Source organism: Pseudomonas sp. GW821-FHT09D08 (genome assembly GCF_059416305.1).
The window spans coordinates 507,417-529,612 of sequence record NZ_JBWKOX010000001.1; the positions used below are offsets into that span (position 1 = coordinate 507,417).

Here is a 22,196-nt window from a genome sequence, read left to right on the forward strand (position 1 = left end):
CAGGAGCAAAAGATGAACACTTCCCGTTGGCTGACGGTCTTGTGTCTGGCAGCCTCAATGCCCGCTTATGCTTCGTCGGGGTTCAAACCCATCGAACTCAAGGATTCGGAAATGGCCGACCTGCGCGGTCGTTACGTGATGCCGGGGCGAATCATCAGCTTCGGCATTGTCATGAGCAGCACCTGGACCAACGCCGTGGGTGACAGCATCACCGGCAAGGCCAGCATGCAGATCGATTCGTCGACCGTTACCCCGCAATTCTATGTACAAACCACCGGCTCGACCGGCAACGGCACGAACCCGAATACCGGCACCGGCACGGTTACCGGCGGCGCCGGCCTGGGCACTGGCCAGGGTGTGACACAAAGCGTGCGCACCGCCGGCGATGGCAACACCGCCTACAACAATGTGGGTATCACCGTCGAGAACGGCTTTGCGCCCTCCAACATCGTGCAATCAGGGCAAGTGCTGGTCGCCGGCGGCACCGTTACCGGTGACAGCGCGGCAGGCCGCGTGAGCGTGTCGGCCAACAACGGCGGCTTGCAGATGGCGATCCAGGCCAACCACAACCAGGGCAACAGCCTGCAGCAGATCGGCGGCGGGAATGTGCTGCAAGGCACGGTGCTGACCGGCAACACTAACTTCGTCAACAACATGACCCAACTTAACGTCGTGATGAACAATAACGGTTTGAACAACGGTGCATTGAACTGCAATCTGGATCAACTCAAAGCCCTACGCACGCTCGGTTATTGAACTACGCTGACCGTCGACACTTACGCATTAGAAAAGGACGGCTTATTTCATGCATCGATCGTTATCGCTCCGTGCTGTGATCTGTTTAAGTACGCTCTTGCCCGCATCCGTTCTGTATGCAGCGCCAGACAGCGACATCGAAACCCTCAAACAGGAACTTCTGGAACTCAAGCAGCGGTACGAAGTGCAGCAAAAAGCGCTGGCCGTGCTGGAGCAGCGCGTGCGTCAGGTCGAAGACCAACCGGCCACCCCGGCCCCCAAACGCTTGGCCAAGTCGCCGGCAGACTTTCAAAAAGCCAACGGCACCACCGTCGCGGGCACGGGGGCCGCGGCGGCTTCCGGTGGGGCGGGGGGCGGCGGCAGTTCCTACGGCCAGTCCCTCAAGGATGATTCGGCCCCGGCGCAAAGCGTCAGTAACCTCTACAACGAAGCCAGCGGCTTTTTCGGCAACGGTAAGTTCAGCTTCGAAACCGGCGTTACCTATGCCCGTTACGACGCCCGTCAGCTGACCCTCAACGGCTTCCTGGCGCTGGACTCGATTTTCCTCGGCAATATCAACCTGGACCGGATCAAGTCCGATAACTGGACCCTGGACCTGACCGGGCGCTATAACGTCGATAACCGTTGGCAGTTCGACGTGAACGTGCCGGTGGTGTACCGCGAGTCGACTTACCAGTCTGCCGGTGCCGGCAACAACGGCACCGCCACATCGGAACAGTCGGTCACCCGCGACCCGACCATCGGCGACGTCAACTTCGGCGTGGCCTACAAGTTCCTCGACGAAACCCCCACCCTGCCGGATGCCGTGGTGTCGGTGCGGGTCAAGGCGCCCACCGGCAAAGAACCGTTTGGTATCAAGCTGATCAATACACCCGGCAACGACAACCTGTTCGTGCCGGAAAGCCTGCCTACGGGCAATGGCGTGTGGTCGATCACACCGGGCATTTCCTTGGTCAAGACCTTCGACCCTGCCGTGTTATTCGGCTCGCTGTCCTACACCCATAACTTCGAAGAATCCTTCGATGACATCAGCAGTGACGTCAACCAGAAGGTCGGCGGCAAGGTCAGCCTGGGCGACAGCTTCCAGGTCGGGGTCGGCGTGGCCTTTGCCCTCAACGAGAAGATGAGTATGTCGTTCTCGGTGTCCGACCTGGTGCAACGCAAGAGCAGGCTCAAGCCCAACGGCGGCGACTGGCAATCGGTGGTTTCCAGCGATGCCAACGCCGGTTATTTCAACGTGGGGATGACCATTGCCGCGTCGGATAACCTGACCATCGTGCCGAACCTGGCAATCGGCATGACGGACGATGCGCCGGACTTTACGTTCAGCCTGAAATTCCCGTATTACTTCTAAGCCGACGCCTATAGGCACACAAGGAAAAGCCCCGCAACGATAAGGGTCGTTGCGGGGCTTTTCGGTTTACCCGCCCTAGCGGATCTGGTGTTTGTGCAGCAACCGGTAGAACGTCGGCCGGGAAATCCCCAGCACACGGGCCGCGACACTCAGGTTGTCGCTGTGCCGATTGAGCACATCGCACAGCGCCTGGCGTTCAGCACGGTGCTTATAGTCTTCCAGTGTAGCCATGGGTGGCGAAATTGCCTGTTCGCCCAGCAATCCCAGATCGGCGGCTTCGATCTGGCGCCCTTCGGCGAGTACCAGGCCGCGGCGCACGCGGTTGGCCAGTTCGCGCACATTGCCCGGCCACGGGTGTTGCCCCATGGCCACCAGGGCGTCATCGCTGAAGCTGCGGGGGCGGCGGCCGGTTTCCTGGCTGTAGAAGCGTGAAAAGTGGTTGGCCAGCATCGCCACATCACCATGGCGCTCGCGCAAGGGCGCGGTGACCACCTGCAGCACATTGAGCCGGTAGTACAAGTCTTCGCGGAAAGCGCCCTTGGCGACGGCCGCTTCAAGGTCGACGTGGGTGGCCGCCAACACCCGCACGTCCACCGGAATCGGCTGGCTGCCACCGACCCGCTCGACCTGCTTTTCCTGGAGAAAGCGCAGCAGGTTGGCTTGCAGTTCCATGGGCAAATCGCCGATTTCATCAAGGAACAGGGTGCCGCCATGGGCCGCTTCGATGCGCCCGACCTTGCGTTGATGGGCACCGGTAAACGCGCCCTTCTCATGGCCGAACAGTTCGGATTGGATCAGGTGTTCGGGAATGGCGCCGCAGTTGATCGCGACAAAGGGCCTGGCATGGCGCTGGGATTGGCGGTGCAGGGTCTTGGCCACCAGCTCCTTGCCGGTGCCGCTGTCGCCACGGATCAGCACCGGGGACTCCGTGGGCGCCAGCTTGGACAACAACTTGCGCAATTCGCGAATCGGGCGGCTGTCACCGAGCAGCTCATGCTCGGGCTCATCGACCGGAGTGTGCCCCTTGCCGCGCAAGCGTGCCATGCCGAATGCCCGGCCCAAGGTGACCTGGACCCGAGACACATCGAAAGGCAAGGTATGAAAATCGAAAAACCACTCGCAGACAAAATCACCGACATTTTGCAAACGCAATACATCCTGGCTGAGCACAGCAATCCATTCGGTGCCGCTGCGGCCAATCAGTTCCTTGACCGCTTCCGGACGCTCCAGATGGTAAGGCTGCAGCCGCAGCAAACCGACATCACAGGATCGGTCACCTACCGCCTCCAGGGCACAGCTGTCGACCTCCCAGCCTGCCGTGCGCAAACCGGGTAATAAGCCATGGCAGTCGTCACAGGGGTCAACCACGAGTAAGCGGCGCTGCACGGGTGTAACAACCATGACTATTCCTTGGCGTCAAAATTGTTAAAGTTATTTAGAAACAATGTGTTGTGACGACCAGCGCTAACACTAGCAAGATCTTGACGCAGGCCTTGTACCATTTCGCTATAACAGCCGGTAAAAAGCCATCAAACAATGCATTGAGCTAAAAAGTTGCGCCGCGCTAAAACTTTCATTCAGCTTTCAAAACAGCCGCTTACATGACATCAATCAGGAAAAGTTGAAATTTGTTGCTCTAACATGTGACCCGCACCCCGTCATCGCGCATCAGTACAAGTAACCCGCCGCACGGTCAGCCCAACCGCCGGTACTCACTTGAATGGGCATTTAGAGAGAGACCCACATGAACGCCCCGCTCCGCATCAACGAAGCTCTTTTGATCGCAGACCGTGCTTTCCAGCCCTTTCAATGCGTGGCCTGGCACGACGGCAACGGCGCCCTGAGCCTGAGTGTCATCGACCGCACCAATACCCGTATCGGCAGCAAACAACTGTCGTCGAACACCTATAGCGACCCGGCGCAATTGGAAGACTTGCTGTTGCAAGCCCGAGCCGAGCTCGACAAAGATGGCTACCAGTTGCAGTCCTGGGCCATGCCGAAGTAAATAGCAGCTAACTTGCGATCACTGCAAAACAGTGGTCGCAAGTTGCGCAGTACAACGTTAGAGGTTTATCGCGCCGTGAGAATAAACCGCTCGATTGCTTCGGCAGCGCCATCCTCGACATTACTGCCGGTGACCACGCTGGCCTGACGCTTGACGGCTTCTTCCGCCTGCCCCATGGCAATCGACAACCCCGCCACTTGAAACATCGCCGGATCATTACCCCCATCCCCGATGGCCGCCGTCTGCTCCAGCGGCACCCCAAGATGCGCCGCCAGCGTCTTCAACGCCTCGCCCTTGTTGGCCAGCATGGCCGTCACATCCAAATAAATCGGCTGCGAACGCGACACCTGGGCCAAGCCCTGGACCTTGGGCTGCAATTGCGCTTCCAACGTCACCAGCAATGGGGTGTTGTTGCTCGCGGCGACGATCTTGTCGATACGCTCCAGGTAGGGCTCGAAACTCTCCACCACTACCGGCCCGTACCCCAGGCCATGGACTTCGCGCGGTTCCACCGGCCCTGGCGGACCACGGCGCAGCCAGTCACCGTCGGCAAACACCCACACTTCCACATCCGGCTCGGCCGAGAACAGCGCCAAGGTCACCAGCGCCGCCTCCGCCGGCAGATGGTGGGCAACCAGGATGCTGCCATCCGGGTTGATCAAGGTGCCACCGTTGAAGCCTGCGACCGGCACATCGATCCCGAATGTCTCGATCAGGTGCAGCATGGCCTTGGGTGGTCGCCCACTGGCCAGGCTGAAAAACACCCCGGCCGCGCGCAGGGCGCTCACCGCATCGGCGGTGCGCTGGCTCAGACGGTGATCCGGATGCAGTAAGGTGCCGTCCACGTCGCTGAGGATAAAACGGATGGGATGAATCGCTGCATCACTCATCCGAGCGAGTGCCAGGTGCGGCCATCGCGCGCCAGCAATTCGTCAGCCGCTGCAGGCCCGTCTTCACCGGCCTTGTAGGTCTGGATCCCGTCGTCCTCCTTCCACGCATCGAGGAACGGTTGCACTGCACGCCAGCCGTTTTCGATGTTGTCGGCGCGCTGGAACAAGGTCTGGTCGCCGGTCATGCAGTCGTAGATCAGGGTTTCGTACCCGGTCGACGGTTGCATCTCGAAGAAGTCCTTGTAGGCAAACCCCAGCTGGATGTTGGCCATGTCGAGGGTCGGCCCGGGCTTTTTCGCCAGCAGGTCGAACCACATGCCTTCGTTGGGCTGGATCTGGATCTTCAAGTAGGTGGGTTTGACCTCGTCCACCTCGGTGTCACGGAATTGCGCATAGGGCGCCGGCTTGAAGCAGATCACGATCTCGGTATCGCGCACGCTCATGCGCTTGCCGGTACGCAGGTAGAACGGCACGCCGACCCAGCGCCAGTTATCGATCATCACCTTGAGGGCAACGAAGGTCTCGGTGCTGCTGTCGGGAGCGACGTTGGCTTCTTCGCGGTAGCCGGGCAGCGGCTTGCCGGCGATTTCGCCCGCGGTGTATTGCCCGCGCACCGAGTTGGCCCGCGCGTCTTCCAGGGACCACGGGCGTACCGCACCGATGACCTTGGCCTTTTCACCACGCACCGCATCGGCACCAAAGGCAGCCGGGGGCTCCATGGCCACCATCGCCAGCAGCTGGAACAGGTGGTTGGGCACCATATCGCGCAGGGTGCCGGTTTTTTCGAAGAAATTGCCTCGCGTCTCCACGCCGACGGTTTCGGCGGCGGTGATTTGCACGTGGTCGATGTAATGGTTGTTCCAGAACGCTTCGAACAGCACGTTGGAGAAACGGCTGATGAGGATGTTCTGCACCGTCTCCTTACCCAGGTAATGGTCGATGCGATAGATCTGCTTCTCGCTCATCACCTTGAGCAGGCTGGCATTCAGCGCTTCGGCGGTGGCCAGGTCGGAGCCGAAGGGCTTCTCGACCACCACGCGCCGGAAACTGTCATCGGTTTCCGTCAACAGGCCGGCACTGCCCAGGCGCTGCACCACGTCACTGAAGAAGCGCGGTGCGGTGGCCAGGTAGAACACCGCGTTGCCGGTACCGCTGCCGGCGATCTTCTTGCCGATGTCGGCGTAGGTGCTGTCATCGAGGAAATCGCCCTCGACGTAGCTGATGCCTTTGGCCAGTTGCGCCCACAATGCCGGATCGAGGGCGTTATCCCCATTGCCCTTGACCTTGCTCGCCGCCTCGGTGCGGATAAAATCCTCGAGTTTCTTGGCGAAGTCGGCATCGCTGATGGCGTTGTGATCGACGCCAACGATACGCAGGCCATCGCCCAGCAAGCCATCACGACCGAGGTTGTACAGCGCCGGCATCAGCAGGCGCTTGACCAGGTCGCCATGGGCGCCAAACAGAAACAGGGTGGTGGGTGGAGCAGGTTCGGCCTTGAGTTTCTTGCCGTTGGCGGTCATTTTTTGGAAGTCTCCACGTGGCCGCCAAAGCCAAAGCGCATGGCAGACAGCATCTTGTCACCGTAGGTGCTCTGCTGGCGCGAGCGGAACCGCGCGAACAACGACGTGGACAGTACCGGCACCGGCACGGCTTGTTCCATGGCGGCTTCGATGGTCCAGCGGCCTTCGCCACTGTCGGCCACGGAACCGGAGTAACCGTCCAGCTTGGGGTCGGTGGCCAGGGCGTCGGCGGTCAGGTCCAGCAACCAGGACGAGACCACGCTGCCACGGCGCCAGACTTCGGCGATATCGGCAACGTTGAGGTCGAAGCGCTGGTCTTCGGGCAGGTTTTCCGAGTTCTTGGTCTTGAGGATGTCAAAACCTTCGGCAAACGCCTGCATCATCCCGTACTCGATGCCGTTGTGGATCATCTTGACGAAATGCCCGGAGCCCGCCGGGCCGGCGTGGATGTAGCCCTGCTCGGCACGCTTGTCAGCCGACGCGGAACGGTCCTTGGTGCGCGGGATGTTGCCCAGGCCCGGCGCCAGGCTGGCGAAGATCGGGTCGAGGCGCTGCACCGTCTCGGTGTCGCCGCCGATCATCATGCAGTAGCCACGCTCCAGGCCCCAGACGCCGCCGGAGGTACCGACATCGACATAGTGCAGGCCCTTTTGCGCCAGGGCCTTGCCGCGACGTACGTCATCCTTATAGTTGGTGTTGCCGCCGTCGATGATCACGTCACCGTCTTCCAGCAGCTCACTGAGTTCATTGATGGTGTTTTCGGTGGGGTCGCCTGCCGGCAACATCACCCAGACGGCACGCGGTTTCTGCAGCCCGGCCACCAGGGCCTTCAAGTCGGCAACGCCGGTGGCGCCCTCTTCGCTCAAACCTTTGACAAATGCTTCGTTACGGTCGTAAACAACGGTGGTATGCCCATTGAGCATCAGGCGCCGTGCAATATTCCCGCCCATGCGGCCTAGTCCGATAATCCCCAGTTGCATGTGCTGATGCTCCCAACTACTGAATAAATGTGTGACATAGTTTATAGCGCAATGAGGCTAATGAGGGTTAGTCCAGGGCAGATCCGTGTAGTTTCATGGGAAAAAGTTGCCATCGTTTCACCATCACGCCCCCGAAAGTCACACGACCACCAAAAATAAAAAAGTTCCATTGATGTGAAAAAGAATTCAGAATTGCTTCCGACTGTTGCCGAGAACCTCGACTCAAGCGTTCTGGCACACCGCGACACACCGGCTATTTGCGAGGCAAGCAATGAGCACAGCACAGATGACCCGTCCTCCACAGACCCTCTACGTCACACTCCGTCGCGATGAATTGCGCCAGTTGAAAGACGAACGCGATCAGTTGCAGCTTGAGGTCATGCGCCTGCGTGCCCATATCATTCAGGCCCAGCTGGACCAGCCTTCCGGTGCGCAGCCCGCGCTCTGCTGAGCCCGTCATCACTTTGTAAGATAACGGCTACATAAATCTCACAAAGTTTTCACATGCCCTTCCCGATACTCCCGCCCCCAAGGGCCATCCCATGCAAGGGTGGCCTCTGTTGCGTGCAGCCCTGCGCGTCGACTGAAAAATTACCGGGTTGGAGCGCTGGATGGCAATGTTCGAACGCAGCACCACGTCTGCGAAAGGCTTTGATTGGGCCGGTCTTGCCTGGCTATTCGTGTTTTTCTGGTACTTCTCCGGCATTACCCAACTGCTGATCCAACTCAGCGGCACTTCCGGCTTCAGTGGTTTTCGCCAAGCCTTCTTCATGAGTGCGATATGGCTCGCACCCCTGCTGGTATTCCCCCGCCGGACGCGCTTGCTTGCTGCCCTGATCGGCGTGGTGCTGTGGGCCTGCTCCATGGCCAGCCTGGGTTACTTCTTTATCTACCAGCAGGAATTCTCCCAAAGCGTCATCTTCATCATGTTCGAGTCGAACATCTCCGAAGCCGGCGAGTACGCCACCCAATACTTCGCCTGGTGGATCGTGCTGGCGTTCATTGCCCACACCGCCGTAGCTATTTTCCTGTGGACCCGGGTACGCCCGGTGTATTTGCCGCGCGGCCAGGCCCTGGTGGCGGCCACGGCGATCCTGGTGGCGATCATCGGTTACCCGCTGGTCAAGCAGATTGCCCGCAGCGACACCCTGGACGACGCCATCGACCGCTTCGAATCGCGCATCGAACCGGCCGTGCCCTGGCAGATGATCGTTGCCTACCGCCGCTACACCGAACAACTGGACAACATGCAAGGCATGCTCGACAGCGCCAGCCAGATCGCGCCCTTGACCAACCTCAAGGACACCATGGCCGGCCAGCCGTCGACCCTGGTGCTGGTGATCGGCGAGTCCACCAACCGTCAGCGCATGAGTCTCTACGGTTATCCGCGCAACACCACGCCGGAGCTGGACAAGCTGCGCGACCAACTGGCGGTGTTCGACAACGTCATCACCCCGCGCCCCTATACCATCGAAGCCCTGCAACAGGTACTGACGTTCGCCGACGAGGAGAACCCCGACCTTTACCTCAAGACACCGTCGATCGTCAGCGTGATGAAACAGGCCGGGTACAAGACCTACTGGATCACCAACCAGCAGACCATGACCAAGCGCAACACCATGCTCACGACCTTTTCCGAACAGGCCGACGAGCAGGTGTACCTGAACAACAACCGCAACCAGAACGCCCGCCAATACGACGGCGATGTATTGGAGCCATTCTCCAAGGCCCTGGCCGACCCGGCCGAGCGCAAGTTCATCGTGGTGCACCTGCTCGGCACCCACATGAGCTACCAGTACCGCTATCCGCCGACCTTCGACAAATTCACCGACCGCCAGGGTGTACCTGCCGGGATCAGTGACGATCAACTGCCCACCTACAACAGCTACGACAATGCGGTGCTGTACAACGATTTCGTGGTGTCGAGCCTGATCAAGGACTACGCCAAGACCGATCCCAACGGCTTTTTGCTGTACCTGTCGGACCACGGCGAAGACGTGTTCGATTCCGCCGGCCACGCCACCCTGGGGCGTAACGAAGGCAAGCCGACGGCACCGATGTACACCATTCCGTTCATGGCCTACGCCTCACCGAAATGGCGTGAAACCCACGACTGGAGTTTCGCCGGCGACCTGCAACGCCCTTACACCAGCTCGCAGTTGATCCACACCTGGGCCGACTTGGCCGGGCTCAGTTTCAACGAGCTCGACCGCAGCAAAAGCCTGGTGAGCGACAGCTTCAAACCCCGCCCGCAACTGATCGGCAACCCCTATATGCGCCAGCAGAAGGCGTTGATCGACTTCAGCCTGATCAAGCCGAAAAAGGCCAATCCGACCGATGTGGTCCTGCAGGAACCGCCGGCCTTGTAACAGAAAGATAACAATCATTCTCGTTTAGCCCTAAAGTTCCCCCGCTCCTTTCGTCTTTGAGCCAAGGCCTTCCCTTTCCGGGGTGGCCGCAAAGACGACAAGGAGTCTTCCGCGATGTTCGCGCCTTTTACCCGCTCCATGACCCTCACGCTCGGCCTGTGCGGCGCCGCCCTGAGCCCGGACCTGCTGGCTGAAACCGACCCCGAACACACCCCGCTCGAACTCGGCGCGACCAACATCTCCGCCGAAGGCCTGGGCGCCACCACCGAACACACCGGTGCCTACACCACCGGCTCGATGAGCACCGCCACCCGCCTGAACCTGTCGGTCAAGGAAACCCCACAATCGATCTCGGTGATCACTCGCCAGCAGATGGATGATTTCAATCTCAACACGCTGACCGACGTGCTGCGCCAGACCACCGGGATCAACGTCCAGCACAACGACTCCGACCGCGTGTCCTATTCCTCCCGCGGCTACGGCATCACCAACTTCCAGATTGACGGGATGCTCAATACCTTCGGCTACATGAAGTCCGACGCCGATACCATCATCTATGACCACATCGAGGTGGTACGCGGTGCCACGGGCTTGACCACCGGCGCCGGCGACCCCTCGGCCACCATCAATATGGTGCGCAAGCGCCCGACGGCCCAATGGCAGGCGAAAACCGGCGTCAGCGCCGGCAGCCATGACAACTATTACAGCTACGTGGACGTGGGCGGCCCGCTGGCGTTCGACGGCAAGCTGCGCGGACGCACGGTGCTGGCCTACCGTGACAGCCAATCGTTCCGCGACAACTATGGCCTGCAGCGGGCGGTCGGCTACGGCATCCTGGAAGGCGATCTTTCCGACGATACCGTGCTGGCCGTAGGTTTCGATTACCAGAACAAGCAGGTCCAGGGCACCTCCTGGGGCACCGTGCCGTACTGGAACAGCGAGGGCGGCAAGGCCGGACTGTCGCGTTCCACCAATATGGCGGCGCACTGGAGTTCCTGGCCGCTGACAGACAAGACCACCTTCGCAACCCTCGACCATCGGCTGGGCGGCGACTGGCACGTGAAGGCCGCCTACACCCATCGCCAGAGCGACACGGACGGCAAGGTGTACTACGGCGGCGCGGGCTTCCCCAACGATGACCGCCTGGGCGAGCCATATGCGTGGCACCTCCAGAATGGAGGCGGTCGACCTCAACCTCGCCGGCAGCTATGCACTGCTGGGCCGCGAACATGCACTGATGATGGGCTATGGCGAGGCCACGCAGCGGGACGTCTCCCCCGTGATGCGCAGCAACCTACCCGCCAGCTACTACACCATCGAAGACTGGAAATACATGGGCGGGATCGCCAAGTTCGGCGACACCGTCACCGACCTCAAGGGCGAGCACAGCAGCAAGCAACAGAAGGCCGGCTACCTGGCCACGCGACTGAGCCTCACCGACCGCTTGCATGCGGTGCTGGGCAGCCGCTATGGCAGTTGGGAACTGAAAAGCGCCGCCCCCCAATACGATGCCAACGACCAGCTTACCGCCGCCGGCAAAAACAGCCAGACCCACAATGATATGTGGACGCCCTACGCCGGCCTGCTCTACGACCTGACGCCGGAGTACACCGTCTACGCGAGCTACACCGACATCTTCAAGCCACAAAGCCTCAAGGATGCCAGCAAGAAGTACCTTGAGCCCGTGGTGGGCAGCAACTATGAGGTCGGCCTCAAGGGCAGCGTGCTCGATGAACGCTTGAACCTGGCGGCGGCGTATTTCTGGAGCACCCAGGACAACGTCGCAGAGCGGGACGATTCGGTGCCGCGAAACCCGACCACCGGCGAGGAGTACTACAAGTCCGGCGGCAAAGGTAACAAGGTCAACGGCTTCGAATTGGAAGCTGCCGGGGAAGTCCTGCCCGATTGGAACCTGACGGCCGGTTATACCTACACCCATTCGGTCAACGGCTCGGGTAAACGCAACAACACCGGGCAGCCGCTGAACCTGCTGAAAGTCTCCAGCGCCTACCGTTTGCCGGGGGCATGGCGCAATCTCACGGTCGGCGGTGCGGTGAACTGGCAGAGCGACATTTACGATTGGAGCGATCGACCTACGGGGGTACGCGTCGGCAACACACCGGTGACCGAACGGGCGAAGATCACACAACAGGCCTACACGGTGGTCAACCTGATGTCCCGCTATCAATTCGACGAGCACGTCTCAGCGTCGCTTAACGTCAACAACCTATTCGATAAAAAGTATTACGAACGCGTCGGCTTTTATAACGGCGTGTATTGGGGCGACCCACGCGCCATTACGCTGGCCTTGGACTGGAAGCTTTAAAGCCCGCCATCCGAAGTTAACGATATTGTTAACTTCGGATGTTTCTCGCGTTAATTCCCACTTAATAAGATCACACCAGAATCGCCCCACGATTCTGATCAAGGACAGAGCAGATAACCGATCACACTTAATGAGTAAACACAGATGAAACTCTCGACCTTGATGCTTGCCAGCCTGATGACCCTGGGCTCCGCCGCCGCGTTTGCCGAAGGCGGCTCGGAGCGCTCGAAGGAGTTCTACAACAACTTCACCTTCACGCAGCAAACGCTTCACGGCACGACTGAACAAACGGCGTCCGCCGACGGCAAGACACCGAACACCAATACGACCGAACAGGAACAACCCAAGAGTTAAGTTAATCGTTAGTTAATCCGCAACACCCTGGGCCATTCCGCTCCGTTGGCAAAGGTTTATTGGGCGCCCTCTGCTGGCGCCCTTTTTTTCGCCGGTTATTTATTAAAGCGGCTTGTTCCAGAACAACATGCGCCCATGGGCCGGATCAAACTTCGCATCATCAAAACCAAACTTGCGATACGCCGACTGGGCGACGGCATTACCTTCCAGCACCTCCAGGGTGATCTTGCAGCAACCACGCTGGCGGGCGATGTCCTCGACCTTCAGCAGCATCTTCTGGCTCAGCCCCAAGCCGCGAAACTCATTCATTACCACCACGTCGTGAACGTTGACCAAGGGGCGGCAGGCAAAGGTGGAAAACCCTTCAAAGCAATTCACCAGACCCGCCGGCTCACCGCCGACAAACGCCAGCACACTGAACGCATGGGGGCGCTTGGCCAACTCGGCCGGCAGTTGCTCCAGCAGGTCGGCTGGCAGGCTATGGCCGCCGCCCATGGGGTCTTCGGCGTAATGGTTAAGCACCTTGGCAATGGCTTCGGCATGTACAGGATTGGTGTAGCTGGCTTGCAGCACCAGGATATCTGGGGTGTCCATTTCCGTCCTCGATCACGACTACAAGGGAATCTGTTCCCTTTGAGGGGCACGATTGTAAGCGTGGAGTCAGCACCAGATGAAGGAGATTAACTACAAATGTGCGCCCGAAAGCGCGAAGGCTTTGGCACTAAAAAAACCCAAAGTGCCCATTCAGGGCTTTTTTCGTACAGGCCTCAGCCGAAGCGCTGCAGCTGCATTTCTTGCAACCGGCTCAGGGTGCGACGGAAAGGAAACGCCAGGTAACCGTCGGTATACAGGCGCTCCAGCGGCACCTGGGCGTCGATGAACAACGGCACCTTGCGGTCGTAGCACTCGTCCACCAAGGCGATGAAGCGACGCACACTGTCGTCGTACACCGACAACTGCGGCAACTCGCGATCACCGGCCACCACGCGCTCGACCCCATCCTCGGTGCCGCGGGAAATCCGGCCTGGGCGCTGTTGCGCACTCAGGTTGGGCACGTCCCCCAACAGGATCGCCTTGAAGCGGTCGCACAGCAGCATGAAATCCATTGCCGCCAGGGGTTGTTCGCAGAGGTCGGCATAGCGGCACCACAGTACGCTGTCACTGGCCTGCACGCACACGATGGAACGATGGCCGACGGTGACCGGGCCACGACTCACCGCCTGCCCTTCGGCCAATTGCGCGAACACGTTCGCCAGCGCATCGGGCTGGTTCACCCAATAGCGCTGCCGGCCCACACCTGGATGCAAGCGATGATCCTCGCCACCGTCGACCGCCACCACGTGCATATGCCGCTCAATCGCCGCAATGCCCGGCAGGAAGCGCTCCCGATTGAAGCCATCGGCATACAGCTGGGCCGGTGGTTGATTGGAGGTGCAGACCATCACCACACCTTCCTCGAACATGACCTGGAACAGCCGGCCGAGGATGATCGCGTCACCGATGTCATTGACGAACAGCTCGTCAAAACACAACACCCGCACCTCCCGGCTCAGCTCCCGCGCCAGGGCCTGCAACGGGTCATGGGTGCCGGTGAGCTGGAACAGACGCTGATGCACCCAGCCCATGAAGTGGTGAAAATGCTGACGCCGCGCGGGCACCCGCAGGCTTTGGTAGAACTGATCCATCAACCAGGTCTTGCCGCGCCCCACCGGCCCCCACAGGTAAACGCCAGTCACGGGCGAACGGCCTTGATGCAAGGCCGCATGACAGGCTTGCAGGGCATCCACCGCCCGGCGCTGGGCGTCGTCGGCAACGAAACCCTGTTGGGTAATGGCGTGTTGGTAAGCAGCGAGGGGCGAGTCGAAAGTCATGCCCGCGATTATGACCTACAGGGAGATGTCCAGCCGTGAAATCTTGCCCTGCGCGTCCAGGCGAAAGGTGTAGCGCAACTCCAGCGGGCTGCCGGGAAAATTGCCGGAGACCACATTGCTGACCAGCACCTTGCCGGTACGGTGCTGCACCTTGAGCACCTCGACACGCGGCTGGTAGCGGCGCCCGGTGTCTTCCATCCAGCGTGCAATAGCGGCGGTGCCCACCTGGTGCTGGCCTTCATCGAACACATTGGCATCGTCGGCAAAACACTGGGCAATGACCGAGGTGTCGCGGGTATTGGTCGCCGCGATATAGGCGGCGATGGCGGGGGCCAATTCAGGCGGGGACATGGCAAAGCTCCTGTTCAGGTGGTTGTAGCTGCATGCTAAGCCAGGGGTGTGTCAGTTTTTGTCAGGAGTGAACGGCCCGGATTGATTCTGCTCCATCAGCTTGCGCCAGGCCCGCAGCCAGTCGCTGCGCCGCCCCGGATAACGTTCGCCGACGACCTCGGCACTCGCCACACGATCGGTGCGAAAGGTGCGATACGCGCCGCGCAGCTCACACCAGGCCACGATCACCCGCACCTCATTGAGAAATCCCAGGGCCAGGGGCCAGATCAGGCGCTGACTCTGGGTCTGGCTGGCATCCGCGTAGTCGATCTGCAACTTGTCCTGATGCCGAATCGCTTCGCGAAATACATCCAGCGGCACGCGGTTTTCCGGGTAGCCAAACCCTGGCGGGCCGGGCAGCAACGTCGGGTTGCGCAAGGCTTCCTGCGCCGCCGGGTCGAGCACATCGGCGATTTTCGCCAAGGCGTTGGCGGCGGCACGGCTGAGCACGTCATCGCCGCGCTGGTCCACATAACGCAAGCCCAGCACGATCGCTTCGGTTTCTTCGGCGTTGAGCATCAAGGGCGGCAAAAACAGGCCGCTGCGCAGCACATACCCTACCCCGGCCTCGCCGAAAATCGGCGCGCCCAGGGCGGTCAACTCGGCAATGTCGCGGTACAGCGTACGCTCGGACACCTCCAATTGCGCCGCCAGCATGGCGGCGGTCACCGGGCGTTTCTTGCCCCGCAGGGCCTGCAACAACGTCAGTAAACGAGTGGTACGTGACACGTTGATCCCACCGAATAAGGAAAAGTGCCGCAGCTTAGCAGAGCCTTCTGCCAGGAAACGTCAGCAGCAAAAAAGCGCTCCTTGAACGAAGCTCCCAGGCAAAAAAAACGGCCTGAACAGGCCGTTTTTTTTTACCGAAGCGGTTTATTTAAGCAAGACTCTTGCTCACCACCTCGAACACATCGCTGGACAACTCACCCGACCCACGAATGCGCTCCAGCTCCGCCTTCATCAACGCCTGGCGCGCGCTGTCGTATTTACGCCAGCGGGTCAGCGGCGCCAACTGGCGCGAAGCGATCTGCGGGTTGAAGGCATTCAACTGGATCACCAGGTCCGCCAGGAAGCGGTAGCCCGAACCGTCGGCGGCGTGGAAGTTGATCAGGTTCTGCCCGGCAAACGCGCCGATCAGAGCCCGCACTTTGTTCGGGTTCTTGAGCGTGAACGCCGGGTGCTCCATCAACGCCTTGACCCGCGCCAGCCCACCCGGCAATGGGCTGCCGGCCTGCACGCTGAACCACTGGTCCATGACCAACGGGTTGTCCTTGAAGTTCTCGGCAAATACCGCCAGCGCCTGGGCCTTCTCCGCTTCGAACGGCGAGTTCACCAGCACCGCCAGCGCGGTCAGGCGCTCGGTCATGTTGTCGCTGGTATCGAACTGCTCAAGGGTCGCCGCCAGCACTTCGGGCTTGCCGCTGAGCATCAGGTACGACAGCGCGATGTTCTGCAAGGCCCGCCGGGCGAAGTGCTCGGCCGCCGCCACATAAGGCGTCTGCTTGGACAGTTCGCGGTTGGCCTGGTAACGCAACCACAGCGGCTCATGCAGGTTGTCAGCCAGTTGCCTGCGCGCAAACTCACGCGCGGCGTGGATGGCATCCACGTCCGCGACGTCGCTGATTTCCGTCAGGTAGGCTTCGCCCGGCAACGACAGCATTTCCGCAACCATGGCCTGGTCCAGGCTTTCGTCGCTCAACACACTGCGCAAGGCCGTGATCAGGCGCTGGTCCATCTGCAACGCCTGGCCCTGCTGATGCTGGCCGATCAGTTCCTGCAACACCTGCACCGACAGTTGCTGGCCCGCATCCCAGCGGTTGAAGCCGTCGCTGTCGTGCTGCATCAGGAACATCAGTTGGTCGCGGTTGTACGGGAAGCTCAGTTTCACCGGCGCCGAGAAGCCGCGCAGCAGCGACGGCAACGGCTGTTCGGCGATATCGACGAAGGTGAAGGTTTGCTCGGCTTCGGTCACCGAGATCACACGGGACGTGGCGCCGGCCGTGGCTTCACCGGCCAGGCGCAAGGCCATGCCCGCGCCCTGCCCGTCCAGCAAGCCCAGCTCGACCGGGATCACGAACGGCAGTTTCTCGACCTTGTCCGGGGTTTCCGGGCAGCTCTGGCGGAAGGTCAGGCTGTAGGTTTTGGCCGCAGCGTCGTAGGACTCGCTCACCGCCAGGCGTGGCGTGCCGGCCTGGCTGTACCAGCGCTTGAACTGGCTGAGGTCGGCGCCGTTGGCGTCTTCCATGGCCTTGATGAAATCGTCGCAGGTCACGGCCTGGCCGTCATGGCGTTCGAAGTACAGGTCGCTGCCTTTGCGGAAGCCTTCGGCACCGAGCAAGGTGTGGATCATGCCGACCACTTCCGAGCCTTTTTCGTACACGGTCAAGGTGTAGAAGTTGGAGATCTCGATAAAGCTGTCCGGGCGCACCGCATGGGCCATGGGGCCGGCATCTTCCGCAAACTGGTGGGTACGCAGGTAGGCCACGTCCTGGATGCGCTTGACCGTGGCGGAGTTCATGTCGGCGGAGAAGCCCGAATCACGGAACACGGTAAAGCCTTCCTTCAGCGACAGCTGGAACCAGTCGCGGCAGGTCACGCGATTGCCCGACCAGTTGTGGAAGTATTCGTGGGCGACGATCGCCTCGACCCGCTGGTGCGCGGCGTCGGTGGCGGTTTCGGCGCGGGCCAGCACCGCGCTGGAGTTGAAGATATTGAGGCCCTTGTTCTCCATGGCGCCCATGTTGAAATCGTTGACCGCCACGATCATGAAGATGTCGAGGTCATACTCGCGGCCGTAGGTTTCTTCGTCCCAGCGCATGGATTTTTTCAGGCTGGTCATGGCGTGCTGGCACTTGTCGATATTTTCCGGCTCGACGTAGATGCGCAGCGCCACTTCACGCTGGGTCATGGTGGTAAAGCTGTCTTCGACACACCACAGGTCACCGGCCACCAGCGCGAACAGGTAGGCGGGTTTCTTGAACGGGTCTTCCCAGGTTGCCCAGTGGCGGCCGTCTTCACCAGGACCGCTGGCAATCGGGTTGCCGTTGGAGAGCAGCACCGGGTAGCGGTGTTGCTCGGCGATCACGGTGGTGGTGAAGGTGCTCATCACGTCGGGGCGGTCGAGGTAATAGGTGATTTTGCGGAAGCCCTCGGCCTCGCACTGGGTGCAGAACATGCTGCCGGATTTGTACAGGCCTTCCAGGGCGGTGTTGGTTTCCGGGTGGATGCGCACGCTGGTGTCGACCGTGAAGGTCTCGCGGGTCGGATGCAGGGTCAGGTGGCTGTCCGTCAGCTGGTAGTCAGCCTCGCTCAGTTCCTGGTCGCCGAGGTTGACGGTCAGCAACTCCAGTTGCTGGCCGTCGAGTACCAGCGGCGGCAGGCCGGCGCCACGCTCAGGGTTACGGCGCATCACCAGCTGCGCGTGGACCAGGCTGTGGTCCTCGAACAACTCGAAGGTCAGGTGCGTCTCTTCGATCAGGTAGTCCGGCGCCTGATAGTCCTTCAGGTAAATCATCTTCGGTTGTTCGGTGCGCATGGGTGGCATCCTTCTACTGATGCACGGCGAGCTGGTAGGCCGTGTACTTACGAATATTGATAACGCCGGTGTCGAAGATCAGGTATTGGCCCTTGATCCCCAGCAGCGTGCCTTCGGCAATCGGGTTCTTGTCCAGGTTGAAGCTGACGATCTTGGCTGGATACTGCTCCACCGGGTAGCGGATTTCCAACGGTTCGAGGTCGGTTACCGGTTGGATGGCCAGCAGGCCGAAGCGTTCCTGCAATTGCAGCAGGCCATCAGCACAGGAGGCGAACAACTCGTCGCGCACCTGCTTGAGGTCCACCGCCGCCGCGTCGCCCTTGAGCAACGCACGCCAGTTGGTCTTGTCCGCCACCTGGCTGCGCAATACATCCTCGACAAATCCGGATTGCTGGCGCGTGGCCACGCGCATGATCGGCAGCGCCTGGCTGGCGCCCTGATCCAGCCAACGCGTCGGCAATTGGGTGGCACGGGTGATGCCGACCTTGATGCCCGACGAATTGGCCAGGTACACCACGTGATCGGTCATGCAGAATGTCTCGCCCCAGCCCGGATCGCGGCAGGTGCCGGCGTCGTAATGGCAACGCTCGGGGCTCATGATGCACAGGTCACACTGGGCCAGCTTGGTCATGCACGGGTAGCAATAGCCCTGGCTGAAGCTGGTCTTGGTCTTGCGGCCGCAATGGCTGCAATGGATGGCACCGAGGTATTCCAGGCGTACATGGGTGCCGATCAGGGGGTTGACCGGCACCTCGGTATCGCCCAGGCGAAACGCATATTGAACGGTCGGCTCACCGAGTTGCGCCGACATTTTGCTGACTGCACCGCGACCAATTTCAATCAATGGATCGCATCCGACTTGAACAGGATGTTCGGCACGGTGGTCGATTTCGACTGGCATTCCTGCGGGCCCATGTAGCCGGTGCGCTGGTCTTCCGGCAGGTTCTGGATCTCCCAGGCGATCATGGCCTGCAGGGACAGTTCGCGCTGCTCGGCACTGAGCTTGCGGCCATCGGACCACTTGCCGATTTCCACGGCGAGCTTGAGGCTCGCGTAGATGTCCGGGGTGATGTTTTCGATCATTTCAGCAAAAGAGGACATAAGGCTCTTCCTTATCAAAGAGAGGATTTGCGACGGTTATACAAACCGCCGAGCAAACCGGTAAGGCAACCGATAACCAGGCCGCCGACATGGGCAGCGTTGGCGATTTCGCCGAAGCCGATCATCGACACCAGCCCCGACAGGCACAACACCAGCCACACCAGCATCATCACCAGCACCCCACGGGGCAAGCGATAGGCCGGGTTGGGCGAGAGCAGTTGAAAGATCCAGCAATGCCCGAGCAGGCCATACAACACCCCGGACAAGCCACCGAACAGGCCGGGGCCACCGTAGGCATATTGCGCGTAGTTGGAGACCAGGCTGAACAACAGGGTCAGGCCCAGCAGGTTGATGCTGCCCTGGCGCACTTCGATACGCCGGCCCAGCTCCCAGTACCACATGCCGTTCATGGCCAGGTGCAGGATGCCGAAGTGGATCAGCATCGGCGTGAACAGCCGCCACCATTGGCCGGAAGCCAACATGTCGGCGAACGGCGTGAACTGGATGTACTCGCCCACCACCCGGAACGGCAGGAAGGTCAGCCAGCTCATGGCCTGCAGGTTTTCCCCGAGCAAGGTCACGGCGCCGACGATGATGCTCGCCAGCAGCACCAGCGCCGTGACCGGGCTATGGCGCACCTGCTGGGCAAAGCCGGGACGCGTGACCGGCGCCTGTTCGGGAATATCCAGTTGCCGGTCCGGATCACCGGCCGGAAAGCGCTGGTACAGCACGCGCACGTCGTCAATGAGGGTCTCGGGCACCCACAACACCTGCTCGCCGGCTTCCTCGCTGACGCGATGGGGCACTTGCATGCGTTGCAGCAGTTTCACGAAACCGCCCAGGTCGACGCTCAACGGCAAGCGCAATACGGGCACGGCACTCATACAATCACCTCGGGTCGCTCAACGTCGACCCATACGAATTTACGCGGATCCAGGCGGGTTTCCTGGTCCAGGCGGTACGCCACCAGCTTGCCGTACAGCACTGCGCTGTAGTCCAGGCACGCCAGGTTCGGGCGGATCGGCGCCGGTTTGCCGCTGCGCCAGTAATGGCCGACGAACAGCAAGGGTTCGTCGGCGCCGTAGCGCAGCAGGGAATTCTTTTCATGGGGCGACAATGGCGTGCGCGCCACCGGCTCAGGCAGTGCGTCGGGCTGGAATACGATGTCACCGTAGGTCTTAGGGTCGTCTTCCCAGAACTTGGTGCGGAAGAACGAGCGCGTCAGGCCATCGCCACCGGTCAGCGTCAGGCCATCCGGCAGGCGCATATCGGTGCCGCGCAACAGGCGGTCGAAGGCATTGCAGGCAAAGCTGCCGGGCACGGCGGCGGCCTGCAGGAAGTGCTGGTCGATGCAGCCATCCGGGAACGTCGCGCGCAGCGGCTGGATAAAGCCGTCGTCCCAGCACGCATGCACCACGCGGAAGCGCCCGGCATCGACAAACAGCGGCATGTCGTAGAACCAGGCGAGGAAGTCGTGCCAGTCGGCCGGGTGCTGCTCGAACTGGGTCAGGGTCTCGTGGATCAGCCGCTCATGCCGTGGGGTGTGCTCGCGCACGAACTGCCTGCCACTGCCCGGCGGCGCCGGTGTGGCCCAGCCCAGGGCATTGAACTCGTGGTTGCCCATGATGCACAGCGCCTGGCCGGCCTCGGCCATGTCGTGGACGATATGCAGCGCCTCGCGAATGCGTGGGCCACGGTCGATGATATCGCCGAGGAACACCGCCATGCGCGAAGGATGGCGCCAGGTGCCGCCCTCCTTGTGGTAACCCATCTGGTCGAGCAAGTGCTCAAGGGTATGAGCGCAACCGTGCACGTCACCAATCAGGTCGTAGCTACGCGCGGGATCGAGCATCAGTCGCCTCCACCCCCCAAGCGGCTGCCCCAGCCCAACTTGGTGCGGCACACTTCGTAGTAGTTGTGATCCAGCGGGTGGATCAAGCGCAACTTCTGTGCCTTCTTGCTCACGGTGATGGTGTCACCGGGGGCGCAGGTGAAATGGTTCTGCCCGTCGCAGGAGACTTGCGGGTAGATCTGCATGTCTTTGGACACCACGATTTTCAGCTCACTGTTGCCATCGACCACAATCGGTCGGCTGGACAACATATGGGGGTACATCGGCACGATCACAATGGCATCGAGCTTGGGATGCATGATCGGGCCACCGGCCGACAGCGCGTAGGCGGTGGAGCCGGTCGGGGTGGCGACGATCAGGCCGTCGGCCTTCTGGCTGCACACGAACTGGCCGTCGATGTACAGCTCGAATTCGATCATCCGCGTGGATTTGCCCGGGTGCAGCACCACGTCATTGAGCGCATCGCCCTGGCCGATGGCTTCGCCATGGCGGCGCACTTCGGCCTGCAGCAGGAAGCGGTTTTCCACCAGGTAATGGCCGTCGAGCACCTTGGCCACTTCGACTTCCAGCTCATCGGGGCGGATATCGGTGAGAAACCCCAGGCTGCCACGGTTGATCCCCAGCACCGGCACGTTATGCCGCGCCAGGGCCCGGGCCGCGCCGAGCAGGCTGCCGTCGCCGCCGACCACGATGACCATGTCGCAGACTTCGCCGAGCATCTTGCGCGAAGAGGTTTGCAGGCCGTGGCCGGGGAGGATTTCGGCGATGGTGTCTTCGAGGATCACATGCAGGTGGCGTTCCAGCAGGAATTTTTTCAGCCGGCGGACGGTGTCCAACACCTGGGTACTGCCCAGGCGACCGATAATGCCGATATTGCGAAATTGCTCCATGGG

The 22,196-nt window shown here is 61.0% G+C and carries 20 protein-coding genes and 1 pseudogene; 7 read left to right on the top strand and 14 right to left on the bottom strand.

The features are described 5' to 3' along the window. Positions 1–12: 12 nt before the first annotated feature. Positions 13–756 (top strand): fibril amyloid subunit FapE, encoded by a 744-nt coding sequence (fapE, locus tag AC07OP_RS02075; RefSeq protein ID WP_115486225.1) that lies wholly within the window; start codon positions 13–15, stop codon positions 754–756. Between the two features lie 49 nt (positions 757–805). Beyond that, the gene (fapF, locus tag AC07OP_RS02080) at positions 806–2,110 is read left to right on the top strand and encodes a fibril amyloid transporter FapF (protein WP_115486226.1); all 1,305 of its coding nucleotides are present in this window, start codon (positions 806–808) and stop codon (positions 2,108–2,110) included. 75 nt (positions 2,111–2,185) lie between these two features. Here the strand turns inward: fapF and AC07OP_RS02085 are convergent, their stop codons facing one another. After that, positions 2,186–3,511 carry a sigma-54 dependent transcriptional regulator gene (locus tag AC07OP_RS02085; protein WP_115486227.1) on the bottom strand — a complete coding sequence of 442 codons (1,326 nt, stop codon included), beginning with the start codon at positions 3,509–3,511 and terminating at the stop codon, positions 2,186–2,188. Between the two features lie 343 nt (positions 3,512–3,854). On the opposite strand from AC07OP_RS02085, the gene AC07OP_RS02090 reads away from it, so the two are divergent. Then, positions 3,855–4,115, top strand: coding sequence for a hypothetical protein (locus AC07OP_RS02090; RefSeq protein ID WP_032887053.1), 261 nt, complete (start codon positions 3,855–3,857; stop codon positions 4,113–4,115). 65 nt (positions 4,116–4,180) lie between these two features. On the opposite strand, the gene AC07OP_RS02095 is transcribed toward AC07OP_RS02090, so the two are convergent. Genes AC07OP_RS02095 through gnd form a run of 3 tightly spaced genes read right to left on the bottom strand, consistent with a single transcriptional unit; the run spans position 4,181 to position 7,550 of the window. Then, positions 4,181–5,005: an HAD family hydrolase gene (locus AC07OP_RS02095; protein ID WP_495101608.1), complete on the bottom strand. Its 825-nt coding sequence runs from the start codon at positions 5,003–5,005 to the stop codon at positions 4,181–4,183. Next, complete coding sequence (gene zwf / locus AC07OP_RS02100; RefSeq protein ID WP_495101609.1) at positions 5,002–6,525, bottom strand: glucose-6-phosphate dehydrogenase; 1,524 nt, start codon at positions 6,523–6,525, stop codon at positions 5,002–5,004. Before zwf ends, AC07OP_RS02095 begins: the two co-directional genes overlap by 4 nt. Then, a complete protein-coding gene (gene gnd, locus AC07OP_RS02105) occupies positions 6,522–7,550 on the bottom strand; it encodes a phosphogluconate dehydrogenase (NAD(+)-dependent, decarboxylating) (RefSeq protein WP_223841635.1) in 1,029 nt (342 codons plus the stop codon). The genes zwf and gnd overlap by 4 nt, the downstream gene beginning before the upstream one ends. A 226-nt stretch (positions 7,551–7,776) precedes the next feature. On the opposite strand from gnd, the gene AC07OP_RS02110 reads away from it, so the two are divergent. From AC07OP_RS02110 to AC07OP_RS02125, 4 genes and pseudogenes are all read left to right on the top strand, one after another. Further along, the gene (locus AC07OP_RS02110; RefSeq protein ID WP_256097793.1) at positions 7,777–7,956 is read left to right on the top strand and encodes a DUF6026 family protein; all 180 of its coding nucleotides are present in this window, start codon (positions 7,777–7,779) and stop codon (positions 7,954–7,956) included. 160 nt (positions 7,957–8,116) lie between these two features. After that, entirely contained in the window at positions 8,117–9,874 is a 1,758-nt protein-coding gene (locus tag AC07OP_RS02115) for a phosphoethanolamine transferase CptA (protein WP_495101610.1), read from the top strand. 114 nt (positions 9,875–9,988) lie between these two features. Next, a pseudogene (locus AC07OP_RS02120) lies at positions 9,989–12,200 on the top strand (TonB-dependent siderophore receptor). A 144-nt stretch (positions 12,201–12,344) separates the two neighbouring features. Next, the gene (locus AC07OP_RS02125) at positions 12,345–12,554 is read left to right on the top strand and encodes a hypothetical protein (RefSeq protein WP_092488644.1); all 210 of its coding nucleotides are present in this window, start codon (positions 12,345–12,347) and stop codon (positions 12,552–12,554) included. Between the two features lie 102 nt (positions 12,555–12,656). Here AC07OP_RS02125 and AC07OP_RS02130 read toward each other — a convergent pair whose 3' ends face one another. The 10 genes from AC07OP_RS02130 to AC07OP_RS02175 form a co-directional block, all read right to left on the bottom strand. Continuing rightward, entirely contained in the window at positions 12,657–13,148 is a 492-nt protein-coding gene (locus tag AC07OP_RS02130) for a GNAT family N-acetyltransferase (RefSeq protein WP_027606459.1), read from the bottom strand. Between the two features lie 173 nt (positions 13,149–13,321). Beyond that, positions 13,322–14,425: a cell division protein ZapE gene (zapE, locus tag AC07OP_RS02135; protein WP_495101611.1), complete on the bottom strand. Its 1,104-nt coding sequence runs from the start codon at positions 14,423–14,425 to the stop codon at positions 13,322–13,324. A 15-nt stretch (positions 14,426–14,440) separates the two neighbouring features. Further along, positions 14,441–14,776, bottom strand: coding sequence for a nuclear transport factor 2 family protein (locus AC07OP_RS02140; RefSeq protein WP_495101612.1), 336 nt, complete (start codon positions 14,774–14,776; stop codon positions 14,441–14,443). A gap of 51 nt (positions 14,777–14,827) precedes the next feature. Continuing rightward, positions 14,828–15,544 carry a helix-turn-helix transcriptional regulator gene (locus tag AC07OP_RS02145; RefSeq protein ID WP_495101613.1) on the bottom strand — a complete coding sequence of 239 codons (717 nt, stop codon included), beginning with the start codon at positions 15,542–15,544 and terminating at the stop codon, positions 14,828–14,830. Positions 15,545–15,692: 148 nt separating this feature from the next. Beyond that, the gene (gene pepN, locus AC07OP_RS02150; RefSeq protein ID WP_169898220.1) at positions 15,693–18,350 is read right to left on the bottom strand and encodes an aminopeptidase N; all 2,658 of its coding nucleotides are present in this window, start codon (positions 18,348–18,350) and stop codon (positions 15,693–15,695) included. 13 nt (positions 18,351–18,363) lie between these two features. Continuing rightward, a complete protein-coding gene (locus tag AC07OP_RS02155) occupies positions 18,364–19,194 on the bottom strand; it encodes a DUF2797 domain-containing protein (RefSeq protein WP_495101614.1) in 831 nt (276 codons plus the stop codon). After that, on the bottom strand, positions 19,191–19,451 hold the full coding sequence (locus tag AC07OP_RS02160; protein ID WP_027606465.1) for a YeaC family protein: 261 nt from the start codon (positions 19,449–19,451) through the stop codon (positions 19,191–19,193). Before AC07OP_RS02160 ends, AC07OP_RS02155 begins: the two co-directional genes overlap by 4 nt. Before the next feature lie 14 nt (positions 19,452–19,465). After that, complete coding sequence (locus AC07OP_RS02165) at positions 19,466–20,335, bottom strand: rhomboid family intramembrane serine protease (protein ID WP_495101615.1); 870 nt, start codon at positions 20,333–20,335, stop codon at positions 19,466–19,468. Beyond that, a complete protein-coding gene (locus AC07OP_RS02170; protein WP_495101690.1) occupies positions 20,332–21,306 on the bottom strand; it encodes a metallophosphoesterase in 975 nt (324 codons plus the stop codon). Before AC07OP_RS02170 ends, AC07OP_RS02165 begins: the two co-directional genes overlap by 4 nt. Further along, complete coding sequence (locus AC07OP_RS02175; RefSeq protein WP_003217892.1) at positions 21,303–22,193, bottom strand: NAD(+) kinase; 891 nt, start codon at positions 22,191–22,193, stop codon at positions 21,303–21,305. The genes AC07OP_RS02170 and AC07OP_RS02175 overlap by 4 nt, the downstream gene beginning before the upstream one ends. Positions 22,194–22,196: the final 3 nt, after the last annotated feature.

Coding starts and splice junctions, on each gene's coding strand:
- fapE (WP_115486225.1), top strand. CDS start 13: ATGAACACTTCCCGTTGGCTGACGGTCTTGTGTCTGGCAGCCTCAATG.
- fapF (WP_115486226.1), top strand. CDS start 806: ATGCATCGATCGTTATCGCTCCGTGCTGTGATCTGTTTAAGTACGCTC.
- AC07OP_RS02085 (WP_115486227.1), bottom strand. CDS start 3,511: ATGGTTGTTACACCCGTGCAGCGCCGCTTACTCGTGGTTGACCCCTGT.
- AC07OP_RS02090 (WP_032887053.1), top strand. CDS start 3,855: ATGAACGCCCCGCTCCGCATCAACGAAGCTCTTTTGATCGCAGACCGT.
- AC07OP_RS02095 (WP_495101608.1), bottom strand. CDS start 5,005: ATGAGTGATGCAGCGATTCATCCCATCCGTTTTATCCTCAGCGACGTG.
- zwf (WP_495101609.1), bottom strand. CDS start 6,525: ATGACCGCCAACGGCAAGAAACTCAAGGCCGAACCTGCTCCACCCACC.
- AC07OP_RS02110 (WP_256097793.1), top strand. CDS start 7,777: ATGAGCACAGCACAGATGACCCGTCCTCCACAGACCCTCTACGTCACA.
- AC07OP_RS02115 (WP_495101610.1), top strand. CDS start 8,117: ATGGCAATGTTCGAACGCAGCACCACGTCTGCGAAAGGCTTTGATTGG.
- AC07OP_RS02125 (WP_092488644.1), top strand. CDS start 12,345: ATGAAACTCTCGACCTTGATGCTTGCCAGCCTGATGACCCTGGGCTCC.
- AC07OP_RS02130 (WP_027606459.1), bottom strand. CDS start 13,148: ATGGACACCCCAGATATCCTGGTGCTGCAAGCCAGCTACACCAATCCT.
- zapE (WP_495101611.1), bottom strand. CDS start 14,425: ATGACTTTCGACTCGCCCCTCGCTGCTTACCAACACGCCATTACCCAA.
- AC07OP_RS02140 (WP_495101612.1), bottom strand. CDS start 14,776: ATGTCCCCGCCTGAATTGGCCCCCGCCATCGCCGCCTATATCGCGGCG.
- pepN (WP_169898220.1), bottom strand. CDS start 18,350: ATGCGCACCGAACAACCGAAGATGATTTACCTGAAGGACTATCAGGCG.
- AC07OP_RS02160 (WP_027606465.1), bottom strand. CDS start 19,451: ATGTCCTCTTTTGCTGAAATGATCGAAAACATCACCCCGGACATCTAC.
- AC07OP_RS02165 (WP_495101615.1), bottom strand. CDS start 20,335: ATGAGTGCCGTGCCCGTATTGCGCTTGCCGTTGAGCGTCGACCTGGGC.
- AC07OP_RS02175 (WP_003217892.1), bottom strand. CDS start 22,193: ATGGAGCAATTTCGCAATATCGGCATTATCGGTCGCCTGGGCAGTACC.